The 13,038-nt window shown below is 49.1% G+C and carries 17 protein-coding genes; 16 read left to right on the top strand and 1 reads right to left on the bottom strand.

Translation table 11 applies throughout. From position 1 onward, the window contains the following. Positions 1 to 44: 44 nt before the first annotated feature. From rsmI to IPL71_RS00720, 3 genes are all read left to right on the top strand, one after another. A complete protein-coding gene (rsmI, locus tag IPL71_RS00710) occupies positions 45 to 869 on the top strand; it encodes a 16S rRNA (cytidine(1402)-2'-O)-methyltransferase (protein ID WP_345318055.1) in 825 nt (274 codons plus the stop codon). Positions 870 to 1,131: 262 nt separating this feature from the next. After that, positions 1,132 to 2,622 carry a S10 family peptidase gene (locus tag IPL71_RS00715; RefSeq protein WP_345318056.1) on the top strand — a complete coding sequence of 497 codons (1,491 nt, stop codon included), beginning with the start codon at positions 1,132 to 1,134 and terminating at the stop codon, positions 2,620 to 2,622. A 90-nt stretch (positions 2,623 to 2,712) separates the two neighbouring features. Beyond that, positions 2,713 to 3,771, top strand: a complete 1,059-nt coding sequence (locus tag IPL71_RS00720) for an SIS domain-containing protein (protein WP_345318057.1) — start codon at positions 2,713 to 2,715, stop codon at positions 3,769 to 3,771. Positions 3,772 to 3,806: 35 nt separating this feature from the next. On the opposite strand, the gene IPL71_RS00725 is transcribed toward IPL71_RS00720, so the two are convergent. Then, entirely contained in the window at positions 3,807 to 4,373 is a 567-nt protein-coding gene (locus tag IPL71_RS00725) for a TetR/AcrR family transcriptional regulator (RefSeq protein WP_345318058.1), read from the bottom strand. Between the two features lie 137 nt (positions 4,374 to 4,510). Between IPL71_RS00725 and IPL71_RS00730 the strand changes: the two genes are divergently transcribed. The 13 genes from IPL71_RS00730 to IPL71_RS00790 all read left to right on the top strand — a co-directional run bounded on the left by IPL71_RS00730 (position 4,511) and on the right by IPL71_RS00790 (position 13,035). Next, positions 4,511 to 4,882 (top strand): DoxX family protein, encoded by a 372-nt coding sequence (locus IPL71_RS00730; RefSeq protein ID WP_345318059.1) that lies wholly within the window; start codon positions 4,511 to 4,513, stop codon positions 4,880 to 4,882. A gap of 26 nt (positions 4,883 to 4,908) precedes the next feature. Continuing rightward, a complete protein-coding gene (locus IPL71_RS00735) occupies positions 4,909 to 5,550 on the top strand; it encodes an NADPH-dependent F420 reductase (RefSeq protein ID WP_345318060.1) in 642 nt (213 codons plus the stop codon). A gap of 16 nt (positions 5,551 to 5,566) precedes the next feature. Then, entirely contained in the window at positions 5,567 to 6,046 is a 480-nt protein-coding gene (locus tag IPL71_RS00740) for an LUD domain-containing protein (RefSeq protein ID WP_345318061.1), read from the top strand. Beyond that, positions 6,043 to 6,213 (top strand): hypothetical protein, encoded by a 171-nt coding sequence (locus IPL71_RS00745; RefSeq protein ID WP_345318062.1) that lies wholly within the window; start codon positions 6,043 to 6,045, stop codon positions 6,211 to 6,213. The genes IPL71_RS00740 and IPL71_RS00745 overlap by 4 nt, the downstream gene beginning before the upstream one ends. Positions 6,214 to 6,392: 179 nt before the next feature. Further along, the gene (locus IPL71_RS00750; RefSeq protein ID WP_345318063.1) at positions 6,393 to 7,049 is read left to right on the top strand and encodes a VOC family protein; all 657 of its coding nucleotides are present in this window, start codon (positions 6,393 to 6,395) and stop codon (positions 7,047 to 7,049) included. 132 nt (positions 7,050 to 7,181) lie between these two features. Continuing rightward, a complete protein-coding gene (locus IPL71_RS00755) occupies positions 7,182 to 7,460 on the top strand; it encodes a hypothetical protein (protein WP_345318064.1) in 279 nt (92 codons plus the stop codon). Positions 7,461 to 7,719: 259 nt separating this feature from the next. After that, entirely contained in the window at positions 7,720 to 8,484 is a 765-nt protein-coding gene (gene surE / locus IPL71_RS00760; RefSeq protein ID WP_345318065.1) for a 5'/3'-nucleotidase SurE, read from the top strand. A gap of 164 nt (positions 8,485 to 8,648) precedes the next feature. Beyond that, positions 8,649 to 8,930 carry a hypothetical protein gene (locus IPL71_RS00765; RefSeq protein WP_345318066.1) on the top strand — a complete coding sequence of 94 codons (282 nt, stop codon included), beginning with the start codon at positions 8,649 to 8,651 and terminating at the stop codon, positions 8,928 to 8,930. Positions 8,931 to 9,029: 99 nt separating this feature from the next. Continuing rightward, on the top strand, positions 9,030 to 9,497 hold the full coding sequence (locus tag IPL71_RS00770; RefSeq protein WP_345318067.1) for an ASCH domain-containing protein: 468 nt from the start codon (positions 9,030 to 9,032) through the stop codon (positions 9,495 to 9,497). Then, positions 9,497 to 11,005: a glycosyltransferase family 39 protein gene (locus IPL71_RS00775; RefSeq protein WP_345318068.1), complete on the top strand. Its 1,509-nt coding sequence runs from the start codon at positions 9,497 to 9,499 to the stop codon at positions 11,003 to 11,005. The genes IPL71_RS00770 and IPL71_RS00775 overlap by 1 nt, the downstream gene beginning before the upstream one ends. Before the next feature lie 42 nt (positions 11,006 to 11,047). Continuing rightward, a complete protein-coding gene (locus IPL71_RS00780) occupies positions 11,048 to 12,088 on the top strand; it encodes a hypothetical protein (RefSeq protein ID WP_345318069.1) in 1,041 nt (346 codons plus the stop codon). After that, positions 12,037 to 12,537, top strand: coding sequence for a hypothetical protein (locus IPL71_RS00785; RefSeq protein WP_345318070.1), 501 nt, complete (start codon positions 12,037 to 12,039; stop codon positions 12,535 to 12,537). The genes IPL71_RS00780 and IPL71_RS00785 overlap by 52 nt, the downstream gene beginning before the upstream one ends. A 120-nt stretch (positions 12,538 to 12,657) precedes the next feature. Continuing rightward, positions 12,658 to 13,035, top strand: a complete 378-nt coding sequence (locus tag IPL71_RS00790) for an MGMT family protein (protein ID WP_345318071.1) — start codon at positions 12,658 to 12,660, stop codon at positions 13,033 to 13,035. Positions 13,036 to 13,038: the final 3 nt, after the last annotated feature.

The raw sequence follows: 13,038 nt of genomic DNA on the forward strand, positions 1-13,038 counted from the left end.
AGCGCCCGGCTTTTTTTATAAGTCGGGGGTGATAAAATACCTGCATGGGAATCCTCTATTTAGTCGCAACACCGATCGGAAATCTTGAAGACATGTCCCCGCGTGCTGTGCGCATTCTGCGCGAAGCAGTCCTCATCGCCGCAGAAGATACACGTCACACCGGCATCTTGCTCAAACACTTTGATGTTCAATCCCCGCTCACCAGCTATTTTGAACACAACAAAATAAACAAACTGGATCGCATCCTCGAAGCCCTCATCAGCGGTGACGTGGCTTTGGTTTCGGATGCCGGAACGCCCGCGATTAATGATCCCGGCTACGAACTGGTACAAGCCGCCCTCGCATCAGGCTTCGACGTTCGGCCTGTTCCCGGTCCTTCGGCTCCCATCTCAGCCCTGACAGTCTCCGGCCTGCCCACGGATTCATTCCTCTACCTCGGTTATCTTCCGCACAAAGCCAGTGACCGCCGCGCCCGGATGACAGAGATCTCCCAACAGCCATACACCCTTATCTTTCTTGAATCTCCCCATCGTGTTGTGGATGCACTCGATGACATTCTGTCCACCCTCGGCAACCGCCGCATTTGCGTTGCCCGCGAAATGACAAAAATGTACGAAGAATTCTGGCGCGGATCAACCAGCGGCGCCCTCGATTATTTCAAATCCAAAGAACCGCGCGGCGAATTTACACTGGTGATCGAAGGAAAGATGAAAGAAGAAAGAAGCCTGTGGACGGAAGACGAATTGCTGAAAGTAATTAAGTCCGAACTGAACTCCGGCAAATCAGCAAAAGAGATTTCATCTGAATTGGCCGAACAAAGCGGCTGGAATAAAAAAGAAGTGTACGCGTTGATTAATCAAAATAAATAACCCAAGTTGCCATCATGAAAGTGTTTACCGCAGAGGCGCAGAGGGCACAGAGAAAAAGCCATTAAAACTCAGCGAGCTCGGCGCCTCTGCGGTTCAAAAATCTTTTCAAGGCCTTTGTTCTAAGGGTAGCAAGTTGAGTTAAATAGGATTTATGCAAAATACTTTTTCCGTTTTTACAATCTCTGTTTACATTGTGCCCGTATGGGTATCTCCGTTCATCATGGTGAATCTTAAGCAAATAAACAAATAAGGAGCAATAGTCATGGCTACTGAACCCAAGAAACCCGAAGAAAAAAAAGACGAGAAGAAGGAAGAAAAACCCGCACCAAAAGACAACATTGTCATCACCAAACATTCCATCAAAATAGGCGGTAAGGAAATTAAATACACCGTCACCACTGGAACAATGGTGATGAAGGAAGAAGTCAACGACAAGGAAAAAGATGGCGAGGTTGAAAAACCGCGCGCGCAGATCTTCTTCACCGCCTACACCAAAGACGGCGTGAAAGATAATTCCAAACGCGCCATCACCTTCTCCTTTAACGGCGGACCCGGCTCCTCGTCCGTTTGGCTGCACATGGGCGTACTTGGTCCGCGCCGCGTAGTCCTCACCGACGAAGGCGAAATGCCTCCGCCTCCCTTTAAATTAACCGACAATCAATATTCCATTCTCGATGACACCGATCTCGTTTTCATCGATCCGATGAGCACCGGTTTCAGCCGCCCCGTGGACGGTGAAAAATCTGCCGAGTGGCACACCTTCACAAAAGATATTGCATCAGTCGGTGACTTTATCCGCTTGTACACCACACGCTACAACCGCTGGCTTTCACCGAAATTCCTCGCGGGCGAATCCTATGGCACCACACGCGCTGCGGGTCTCTCCGGCTATTTGCAGAATCGTCACGGCATGTTGTTAAACGGATTACTTCTCATCTCTGCTGTTCTCGATTTCACCACCATCGACTTCAACCTTAACAACGACCTGCCTTACATTCTCTTTTTGCCGGCCTACACAGCCACTGCCTGGTATCACGGAAAATTAAACTTCAAAGCGCCATTGCAAACTGTGCTTAAGGAAGCCGAAGAATTTGCAAAAGGCGAATACGCAGCAGCCCTGCTCAAAGGCGCATCGCTTGCGCCCGAAGACCGCGCCAGTGTTGTTGAAAAACTTTCGCGCTACACCGGCATCTCACAGGAATTTATTCAACGCTCCGACTTGCGCATCCTCGATCAACATTATTTCAAGGAACTTCTGCGCGAACGTGGAAAAACTGTCGGGCGTTTGGACAGCCGTTACACCGGCATTGACCGGCTCGGCGTCACCGCTACTCCTGAGTATGATCCGCTATTTGCACAAGTCAGCGGCCCGTATACAGCTGCCTTCAACGATTACATCCGCACCGAATTGAAATTTGAAATTGACACGCCCTATGAAATCTTGAGCGAAAAAGTCTGGATGCAATGGTCCTATGGCTATTTCCAAAATCAATATGTGAATGTTGCTGAGACTTTGCGGAGTTCCATGACCTTCAATAAATATCTCAAGGTCTTTATTGCCAACGGCTACTACGATCTCGGCACGCCCTACTCCGCCACCGAATACACTGTTGACCATCTCGGCCTCGATGCATCCCTGCGCAAAAATATCAGCATGGAATATTACGAAGCCGGCCACATGATGTACGTCCACATGCCTTCGCTCAAAGCCATGAAAAAGGACATGTCAAAATTTATCAAGGACGCGAGTTAACAACGATCACAGACGGTGGACGATAGACCATGGTCTATCGTCCACCGTCCACTGTCAAATCCCACAACACCTTACCCTTTACATAATTCTATGAACCTAGACGACCTCGACCTCTTCAAACAAATTGATACCCGAAACATGCTCGCCCAAATTGACGGCTTGCCCGATCAATTACAAGCCGCATGGGAATTGGGACAGACTCAAACGCTGCCGGCTTTTACCGGCATTCAAAATATCATCATCGCTGCGATGGGAGATTCAGCGGTCGCTGCCGAACTGGTAACTGCCTCTGTTTTCTCAAGCATTCACCTCCCCGTTACAGTTCACCGCGGCTATGGCATTCCCGCTTTCGCAAATAGCAAACAAACTTTAGTCATCTGCATCTCACACTCGGGCAACTCTGAAGAAGTGCTCGATGTTTTTGAATCAGCGCAAAATAATCAATGCAGCCTGCTCGTTATTTCAACGGGCGGCGAACTCGCCAAACGCGCCGCTGAAAAAAATATCCCCGCGTGGATATTTAACAGCAACGGGGTGGTGGACACTGCCGCGATTGCCTATCCATTCGGATTGCTGCTTGCCTTGCTCTCCCGCCTCAACCTCATCCCCGACCCCGCCGCAGATGTGACCGAAGCCATCGCCATGATGAAACGTTCGCAGCAGCACATCGTCGCGGATATGATCGCCGCGAAGAATCCTGCAAAGCGTTACGCAGGTCAACTGGTGGGGCGCTGGGTCACATTTATCGCGACAGAAAACCTCGCGCCGGTTGCACGACGCTGGAAAATGCAGATCAATCAACTTGCCAAAGCAGGCGCGAATTTTGAGATCATCCCCGAAGCCACACACAACACATTAACCGCCACCCTTAACCCGAACCCCACGCTCAATGCGCACACCATGACCCTCTTCATGCGTGCGCCCAGCGACCATCCGCGCAACCGCTTGCGCTCAGATTTAATGCGTCAGACCTTTCTGCTCGAAGGACTCAACACCGATGTGATCGATGCGCGTGGAGACTCACTCATGGCCCACCTGTGGACGTTAATCATCTTTGGCGATTACATGGCCTACTATCTCGCCATGGCCTACGGTGCTGACCCCTCTGAAGAAGATGCTTTTGTGAATTTCAAGCGATCGTTGGTATAACGGTAGGGGCGAAGCATTGCTTCGCCCCTACAAAATTATGCAAATTGTTCCAAATTAACCGCCACCAGCGGAAACGCTTCATCCACGAATTTTTCGAGGGTGGGGCGTTTTTTCATGTGGCTATAGTGTGAAGCAAGTCCGTAGATTGCCCAGGTTGCAACCGTGGCCGGAATTTCAGTGGGGACTTTTGATTTGCGCAGCCAGTACGATAGTAGATCAAAGACTATGTTCTTGATGGTTCCCTCCACCAGCGATTCAAATTGCTGATGCGGCTGGGCGCATCCGCTGTGGATGTTGGCGAGGAATTCACAAACAGCAAGGATCAGATTACGCAGATTGTCGGCGCTATAGGTGCAGGCGTTCAACGTCCGCTTTTCGATCTCTTTTTTAAACATCTGACTGATCGAATAATCGAGCAGGGCATATTTATCCTGAAAGTGTGCGTAAAAAGTGGCGCGATTAACTTGCGCTTTGTCTGTCACATCCTGCACGGAGATGGTCTCGAATCCTTTCTCAGCGAGGAGAGACTCAAAGGATGTCAGAATCAGGCCGCGGGTACGTTTGACGCGCGGGTCTAGTTTTTCATCTGGGTTAGGCAACATATTGTCTCCTTTGTTGCTTAGTCAACATATCCAGTTCTTTGTTGGTTGACTTTGATTGGGCGAATTGGTAAAGTAAGCAACATCTGTTGTGTAAACAACGATTGTATATTATCAAACAACTCAAGGAGAGTCAATATATGAATATTGCTTTATGGATCGCACAAATATTACTGGCTGGCATGTATGGCATGGCTGGTTCGATGAAGACAATGCAAATTGCAAAGGTTCGTGAAATGATGCCGTGGTCTAAGGGTCGCAGTGATAACTATGTTCGTTTCGTTGGGACTTCTGAACTGCTCGGCGCGCTGGGGATGATCCTCCCTGTGTTGACTGGAATTTTGGCATGGCTTACACCGGTTGCGGCATTGGGTCTTTCGATCATTCAATTGCTGGCGATCTTCCAGGAGCATTTGCCAAAGAAGGAATACAACGTGATTCCGATGAACATCGTGTTGCTTGCGCTTTCAGTATTTGTGGCGATTGGCCGCTGGTACTTATTCACTAACTAATCATAATAAATAAAAGGAGAAACAAAATGAACGTAACAATTATTGGAGCAGGAAACATGGGACGCGGTATCGGAACCCGTGCAGTCGCTGGTGGACATTCAGTCACTTTTGTAGATGCGAATCCAGAAGTGGCAGAAAAAGCCGCTGCTGATTTGAAAGCTGCTGCCAAAAAAGGCGCGACCGTTTCTGCTGCGAACCTTGATGCAGAACTCGGTGATGTGGTTGTGCTGGCTGTTTGGTATGGCACAAACATCGAGATCGCAAAACAACTCGGTGCAAAACTCGCTGGCAAGGTTGTCGTTGATATTGCCAACCCATTGAATGCAACCTACGATGGTCTCGCCACTGCGCCTGATTCATCCTCTGCTGAAGATCTTGCCAAGGCAGTTGCTGCGGGCGCAAAAGTTGTGAAGGCTTTCAACACCACCTTCGCGGGCACACTAATCGCTGGTGAAGTTGCTGGTCAGAAGCTTGATGTCTTTATCGCCGGCGATGATGCGGATGCAAAGGCCAAGGTTTCCCAATTGGTAACAGACGGCGGTATGCGCGCCATTGACGCTGGTCCGTTGCACCGCGCCCGTCAGATCGAATCGATGCAGTTGTTACAGATCACATTGCAGGGCACCCTTGGCACCAATTGGGGCAGCACCATCAAGATTTTCGGATAATAAGGAAAGAAAAAATATGTTCACAGAAAATAAAGAACTTGTAGCAACTCCGATTGAAGAATTATCGAAATTGGCAAATGACGAGAAAATTGCACGCACTTCAAAAGCTCTCGAAGCCAATGGTATTCAAACGCTGATCGCCGAAACCGGCGCTGATGCAAAACGCTTGTTCCTTGAATTGATCCCCGAAGGGTCGGAAGTTTTTCTCAGCTCGTCTGTAACACTTGAACAACTGGGTATTGTCGCAGATATTGACCAATCAGGCCGGTTTGACGCAGTGCGCCCAAAGATGTATGCCATGAATCGCGAGACTCAGGGTCGTGAAATTCGCAAATTGATTAGTGCACCTGATTTCGCCGCTGGCAGTGTCCACGCTGTTACCGAAGATGGGCACGTACTGATCGCGTCTGCCACTGGCAGTCAACTTGGCCCGTATGCTTCAGGTGCCGGTAAAGTGATCTGGGTGGTCGGCGCTCAGAAAATCGTAAAGATTTGAATGATGGTCTGCGCCGCCTTAACGAGCATGTTGTTCCGCTTGAAGAGGAACACATGCAGCAACTCTACAAAGTCGGCACAGCCGTCAATGAAATGTTGATCGTCAATCGCGCAACCCGCCCGGGCCGCATCACGATGATCATCGTCAAGGAAGAATTAGGTTTCTAAATATGCAGGGCTTACGCCGAATGGCTTAATTTTGTACAAGCCCTGAAAGAAATAAAAACCATGATCGTGTTGTCTGACTAAACGACGACAACTAGTATAGGAACCATAAGCTGCGCCTGACCGAAGAACCCGGCCTGAAAAAATACCGCCGCGTAACCGGGCTGTATCACTTTGCGGTCTTGTTCCCCAATCGCCGTGAACTTGCACGGGCGGTGGCACGTTTGTCTGTGTTGAAATATCGCAACCATCCCACTGACCACATCATGACCAAGACCACCTATCTGGATGACACCGAAGGCAATGGGATCGAGTTGTATTGTGAATCTCCCGAAGATGGTCTCTTTACAGTTGAAAATGGTGACTTTGTCACCCGCCGCGCTGAAGGTACCTTAAGCGATGGCCGCGAGCCTTTGGACGTGGAAGCCTTATTCAGCCACCTCAAAGCAGACGATAAACTGGATGAGCCTATCCCATCTGAAACACGAGTGGGACACGTCCACTTGCATGTGCGCAATGTGCAGGAAGCCGTGGACTTTTATCACGGCATTCTCGGCTTCGATGTGATGGGACTTTCCTCCACATTTCAGGCGGCTTTTATCTCGGCCGGTGGATATCATCACCATCTGGGATTAAACGCCTGGCAGGGTGAAGGCGCCCCGCCTCCGCCCGCTGACGCAGTTGGCTTGCGCTTCTTCACAGTTGATTTCGCCAATCAACAGGCACTGGATGAAGTCATCGCAAGGGTGGACACGGCAGGAATCCCATCCAATAAAACAGACGATGGCTTATTGCTGATCGACCCTTCGCAAAACGGTGTTGTGCTTCGGATCGCATAGTAAAAATACACTTGATAAACAGAAGCACGGAGGCAGAGATGCTTTTCCGTGCTTTTTTTTTATTGGGTATGTAAATCTGCTTTTGAGGCGTCAGTGTTTTATTCGCAATTCCAAAGGATAGGATTTCAATACATGCAATCAGGATTAAATCTTCGGTTTTCAGATCCAAAAATTGATTTTAGTTCTTTATCCTCTGATGAGGACGAAGGAAATTATCAGGTTTGTCTTGCCAATATCAGCCCCGCAGAAAGGCGCAAGCGGCTGAGATTTGGGATCATTCAATTTATGATCAGCCTCGTTATTCTAGGTGCAATGCTTTATTTTGACGTACACAAGCTTTGGCGGCTAACTCTGATTTTGCCTTTTGGCGCCGCTGCCGCTGGTTTCTTCCAGTGGCGCGATAAAACCTGAGTGGATCTCGCGCGGCGTGGTTCACGCCAGCTAACAGATCACGTGGAAGAGATTGAAGACCAAAGCGAGGCCAGACAGATCAAACGACAAGCCCGCAATGTATTGATAAAGTCTAATTTGGTTTCTCTTGCTCTAACATTTCTAACATTGTTATTGCCATAATAGTTTCATTGGATGAAAGATCATATCTTTCATCCAATGTTTTAATTTGCGGGGGTTATAATCAGTAAATCCAAAATCAAAAAATCGGAAATCACCCATGCATATTCTTGTAACCAATGACGACGGCGTCCAGGCGCCCGGACTTTTAGCTCTCGCGCAGGAAATGCGCAAACTCGGCAAAGTGACTGTCTTTGCACCTGATAAGAACTGGTCAGCTTCGGGGCATGTCAAAACAATGGAACGTCCGCTGCGCGTGCGTGAAACCGTCCTTGCTGATGGAAGTGCCGCGTTCATGTCTGACGGCGCACCTTCAGATTGCGTGGCACTGCCCTTGCTCGGCCTGATCGAAGAACAAATTGACCTGGTGGTTTCTGGCATTAATCCCAATGCAAATATCGGGCACGATGTCACCTACTCTGGCACCGTCACCGCCGCCATGGAAGCTGTCATTGCCGGCGTCAAAGGCATTGCCGTTTCACTCGATTCCCCCGAAGGCTTCAAAGGCCTATTGGATTATTCTACCGCCGCCAGTGTGGCACGCCGTGTCGCTGAAAAAGTCATCGCCGATGGACTTCCTGAAGGCGTGGTAATGAACGTCAATGTGCCCTATCTCAAAGAGAGCGAACTCAAAGGCTTCATGGTCACCCGTCAGGGATTACGCGTGTATCGCGACGCGCTCGATGTCCGCACCGACCCGCGCGGCAAACCCTACTACTGGATCGGCGGCGAAGCTCCCACCGGCGTCATCGAAGACGGCACAGACTTCGGCGCACTGGCACAAGGCCTCGTATCCATCACCCCCTTGCAATTAGACCTGACCCACCACAAGGCAATGGATGTTTTAAAAAAGTGGAAGTTTTAGATCAGACAATGGACGATAGACAATGAACCAGACTCCGACTTCCGAAGTCTGGTTGAAACTTACTCAATCATCATGCATCAAAAAAGACTTCGGAAGTCTGCACGAAATCTACTAACCATCACGCACAAAAGACTTCAAGTCTGCGAAACCTGTCAACAATCACCATGAACTTTCTCCAAAAACTCTTCGGCTCCACCCCCGCCAAACCCGATAAAAAATACTATACCTTCTCCGTCAAATGCAAACGCTGCGGAGAGATCATCGAAGGCCGTGTTGACCTCGACAACGACCTAAGTGTTGAATATGAAGAAGGCGGCGATATCTACCACGCGCGCAAGTTATTGATGGGCGAAAATAGATGCTTTCAACGAATCGAAGTCGAACTGAAATTTACCGCCAACCGTGAATTGATCGAAAAACAAATCACCGGCGGAGAATTCACTTAACCACCACCATTTAAAAATCCGTTCACCACCCGCTAAAATATCCGCTTATCCGTTTCTATCCGTTGAGACATCCGCTTCACTATCCCTCCCAGGAAAACAATGACCAATCCAAACATCGAACAATACTGGCAAAAATTTCTATCCACTCTCGCATCTGATTCACCGTATCATGGCAAAACCTATCTCGCTGAATCCTTCGGTGATCATCCTGAACTCGCCGACGAACTTGGCGCATTGGTTGCCAGCGGAATCAAAACGGGCACCTGCTCTTCCCTTTGGGAGTGGCAGGCCGAAGGGAATCCGATTCCCGAAGTCGGTTTAATATCCATCACTTTAAATGGCGCAGGCGAGCCCATCTGCATCATCGAAACCACCAGAGTGGAAATCCGCAACTATAACGAAGTGGATGAAGATTTCGCACGCACAGAAGGCGAAGGCGATCTTTCACTGCGTTACTGGCGCGAAGCACACCAGATATTTTTCTCGCGCATCCTTCCGAAGATAGGCAGAGAGTTCAGCGAAGAAATGCCGCTGGTCTGCGAAAATTTCAAACTCATTTATAAATAATGCGCCGCATCTTAAATGTTTTGATCGTCCTTCTCGCTGCGCTTCTCATTGTGCAGGCTGGCTATTCAACGCAATGGCCCATCGCCCACGACGAAGCGCCGCTTTTCTACGAAGCCTTCATGATGCGCGCCGAAGATCTTGTCCCTTACCGTGACCTGTTTGATTTTCAAATGCCGGGCAGCTTCATCGCCTACACCGCCCTTGGCCTCCTAAGCGGCTTTGATAGTTTTCGTATTCGCATCCTCGACCTCGTCATTCTTACTGCGCTTCTCATCATCACATTTTTTGCAACCCAACGCTTTGGGAAAACTCCCGCCCTCGCCGCCGCGATTCTCTTTGGCTTGAAATATCTGCAAGGCGGCCCGTCCATGTCATTGCAGCGCGAATACCTTTTGCTTTTCTTTATCGCACTCGCTCTGTGGATCTCAATGCAGGAAACGCTGACTCTCAAACATCGGATAACCCTCGGGCTGTTCTTCGGTCTAGCGGCTGTCATCAAACCCCACGCAGCGATCGGACTCATCCCCATCCTGCTCTTTGACATCGCAGACCTGACTCAGCGCCTCAAGTTGACTCTCCAAAAGGCTGCCGCAACCAGCATTCTTCCCGCCGCCACAGGGTTTGCAATTCCAGTTCTCGTTGTGATCGTCTGGCTCGCGCTGACCAACGCCTTAATCCCCTTTATCAATATTGCCATGAATTACTGGCCGCTATATTCACAAGTCAACGGCGAAATGGCGATCACCACCAGCTCGCGCCTTCCATTCTTGTTGACTCAAACTCTGCATCTCGGCGGCCACGCACTCTGGCTCATCCCGGCCTTGCTTGGCGTTTATCTTAATCAAAATAAAAAGACATATTTACTTGTCAGCCTTGCTTTATGCTACGCCATCTATCCCGCTTTCTCGGGTCAATTCTTCCCCTATCATTACATCCCCTTTATTTACTTCATCATTCTTCTTTCATCTCTCGCAATTACTCAATCTCCATTTTCCACTTCCCACCTCCCGCCATCCACCATTCTTCTTTCCTCTTTCTTCTTTCTTCTAACCATCTTCGCGCTCATTCGCCCATCCACTACCTTCATTCGTCAACTCAATAATCAACCCATCATCACTTCCACCGACCGCGCCAGAGAAATCTCTCGTTTCCTTGAAAAGAATTTACAAGATGGCGACACCGTCCAGCCGCTTGATTGGACAGGCGGCACATTACTTGCCATGCTCGAATCCCGTGCCCGCCTTGCCACACCTTATGTATTTGATTTCTATTTCTATCATCATGTTTCCAACCCGTATATTCAAAGCCTGCGCGCAGACTTTATGAATGATCTGCAAGCTGCCAATCCGCGATTCATCATCGAAGTCACCGCCATAGACAAACCCTGGATCACCGGCCCGGACACCTCCCGCGAATTCCCAGAATTGCGCGCATTCTTAAATGAAAATTATTCCGTTACAATTCACAAAGACGATTACACTATTTATGAATTCGACGACAGACCGTAGACAATAAACCATCGTCCACTGTCCGTCGTTCACGGTCAAATCATGAAATATCTCACCCGCATTACCTATGTTTACCTCGCCCTCCCATTCATCATCTTCTGCATGGGCTGGCTGCGACTATCCATCGCCATCCCCGTTACCGCTCTCACTCTTTGGGCACTCTGGCAACTCTTCAACCATTTACCAATTACCAGTTACCAATCTCCAACCTCCAATCTCCGCTTTTTCCTTCCCACCTTCCTACTCACCGGTCTCTGGGTCTTGCTCTCAGGCGTCGGCGGATACACCTTCCAAAACTGGGACCATCACTGGCGCAACGCAGTTTTGCATGATCTCATCACCTACGACTGGCCTATCATTTATTCATCTCCCGAGCGTGGACCGATCGCCATGCTTGTTTATTATGTTGGCTATTGGCTGCCTGCTGCATTAATAGGCAAAGCCTTCGGCTGGCAGGCTGCAAATTTTGCCCTCTTCCTGTGGACATGGCTTGGCGTCTTCCTTGTTACGTTTCAACTCGGCAATGTGCTAAAAACATCCCCGCTCAAATTGGCGCTTCTCCTCATCTTCTTCAGCGGACTGGACTCCCTCGGCACTCTTCTCTTCGCGCAGGAATACCCAACGCTCTGGCCGCCCGTCACGCATCTTGAGATCTGGAGCGGTAATTTACAGTTTTCGTCCTTCACCACTCAATTGTTTTGGGTCTTCAATCAATCTGTTCCAGCCTGGTTGTGCATTGCAATAATTATGAACGGCGTAAAGCGTGGACAATCTGCATTAATTTGGGCTTTTTGTTTTTTCTTTGCTCCTCTCGCATCCATTGGGTTAATTCCCTACATTCTTATTGACTGGTTTAAGCAAACCGACTTCAAAGCCCCATTCAAAAACCTCCGTTGGGATATTCTCTTCGCTGGCATCATCATCTTTCTTCTTTCCTTTTTCTTCTTCACCTCCAACACCGCCGCCCAGGAACGTGGATTTAAAACGCTTGTAATAAAGATTTTCTCGCTTTCTTCCTGCTCGAAGGCGGATTGCTCTGGCTGGTGCTTGCTCCGCGCAACTGGCGTGATCCGCGCTGGGTGATTACCGGCTTGCTGCTCCTCATCATTCCCTTCATCCAATTTGGCAGCGGACGTGACTTCGTCATGCGCGCATCCATCGCCCCGTTGTTTTATCTGATGTTAATGACAGGCGAAACCCTTTTCCAAAAGAAAACATCCCGCCTCCTACTTTCCACTTTCTACATCCTCCTTCTCTTCGGTTCACTCACTCCACTATACGAGATTAACCGCTCCATTTACAGATCCTATGACTATTATTTCCTTCAGGATAATAACGATTGCGGATGTGACGTGACAACACCTGAGCCTGTTACTCATCTTGAACAGCCCGGCGTGCCGGAGAATGAACATCCTGATACCCTTATCGCAGATGAAATTAAAACCTTGAAATTCATGGATGATAAACTCTCAAAGAACTTTATTGCCAATGTTCGTCAATCGTTGTATTATCGCTATCTATCATCGCGTTAAAGAAACGCACGCAAGCTAGACTTCGGAAGTCCTTTTAGAGGAATTTCCGCCATGAAGAATTAAAAGAGACTTCCGAAGTCTGTACCTCATAAATCTCGCACTATTATTTGGAGAAACCCCATGTCAAACCTTGTTTTACCGCCAGACCCGCAATCCTTTTATGCTCAGGTATGGGAGATCGTCAGCAAGATACCCCGCAGCAGAGTCGCTTCGTATGGACAGATCGCAAAAATGCTCCCGCTGCCCGCAGGCGTGGACGGTGATACCTATCTGGAGTTTGGCGCGCTTTGGGTCAGCGGCGCCGTAGCCGGCAGCCCGAACGACGTACCCTGGCACAGGGTTGTGAATTCAAAAGGGGAAGTGAGCGAGCGGGACGGACTTGAAGCAAAACGCCATAAACTTTTGCTTGAAGACGAAGGCGTCATGTTCAATGTCAGAGGCCGTATTGATATGAAAAAATATGGCTGGAGCGGCAAGATCAAACCACCGGCCGAATAGATA

Origin of the sequence: Candidatus Villigracilis proximus (genome assembly GCF_016717045.1) — a bacterium.
GTDB classification, from domain to species: domain Bacteria; phylum Chloroflexota; class Anaerolineae; order Anaerolineales; family Villigracilaceae; genus Villigracilis; species Villigracilis proximus.

Excerpts from the sequence above, each read along its gene's own strand:
- IPL71_RS00735 (WP_345318060.1), top strand. The coding sequence starts at position 4,909 with ATGAACGTAACAATTATTGGAGCAGGAAACATGGGACGCGGTATCGGA.
- IPL71_RS00720 (WP_345318057.1), top strand. The coding sequence starts at position 2,713 with ATGAACCTAGACGACCTCGACCTCTTCAAACAAATTGATACCCGAAAC.
- IPL71_RS00755 (WP_345318064.1), top strand. The coding sequence starts at position 7,182 with ATGCAATCAGGATTAAATCTTCGGTTTTCAGATCCAAAAATTGATTTT.
- IPL71_RS00775 (WP_345318068.1), top strand. The coding sequence starts at position 9,497 with ATGCGCCGCATCTTAAATGTTTTGATCGTCCTTCTCGCTGCGCTTCTC.
- IPL71_RS00770 (WP_345318067.1), top strand. The coding sequence starts at position 9,030 with ATGACCAATCCAAACATCGAACAATACTGGCAAAAATTTCTATCCACT.
- IPL71_RS00730 (WP_345318059.1), top strand. The coding sequence starts at position 4,511 with ATGAATATTGCTTTATGGATCGCACAAATATTACTGGCTGGCATGTAT.
- IPL71_RS00740 (WP_345318061.1), top strand. The coding sequence starts at position 5,567 with ATGTTCACAGAAAATAAAGAACTTGTAGCAACTCCGATTGAAGAATTA.
- IPL71_RS00780 (WP_345318069.1), top strand. The coding sequence starts at position 11,048 with ATGAAATATCTCACCCGCATTACCTATGTTTACCTCGCCCTCCCATTC.
- IPL71_RS00765 (WP_345318066.1), top strand. The coding sequence starts at position 8,649 with ATGAACTTTCTCCAAAAACTCTTCGGCTCCACCCCCGCCAAACCCGAT.
- IPL71_RS00790 (WP_345318071.1), top strand. The coding sequence starts at position 12,658 with ATGTCAAACCTTGTTTTACCGCCAGACCCGCAATCCTTTTATGCTCAG.
- IPL71_RS00715 (WP_345318056.1), top strand. The coding sequence starts at position 1,132 with ATGGCTACTGAACCCAAGAAACCCGAAGAAAAAAAAGACGAGAAGAAG.
- rsmI (WP_345318055.1), top strand. The coding sequence starts at position 45 with ATGGGAATCCTCTATTTAGTCGCAACACCGATCGGAAATCTTGAAGAC.
- surE (WP_345318065.1), top strand. The coding sequence starts at position 7,720 with ATGCATATTCTTGTAACCAATGACGACGGCGTCCAGGCGCCCGGACTT.
- IPL71_RS00725 (WP_345318058.1), bottom strand. The coding sequence starts at position 4,373 with ATGTTGCCTAACCCAGATGAAAAACTAGACCCGCGCGTCAAACGTACC.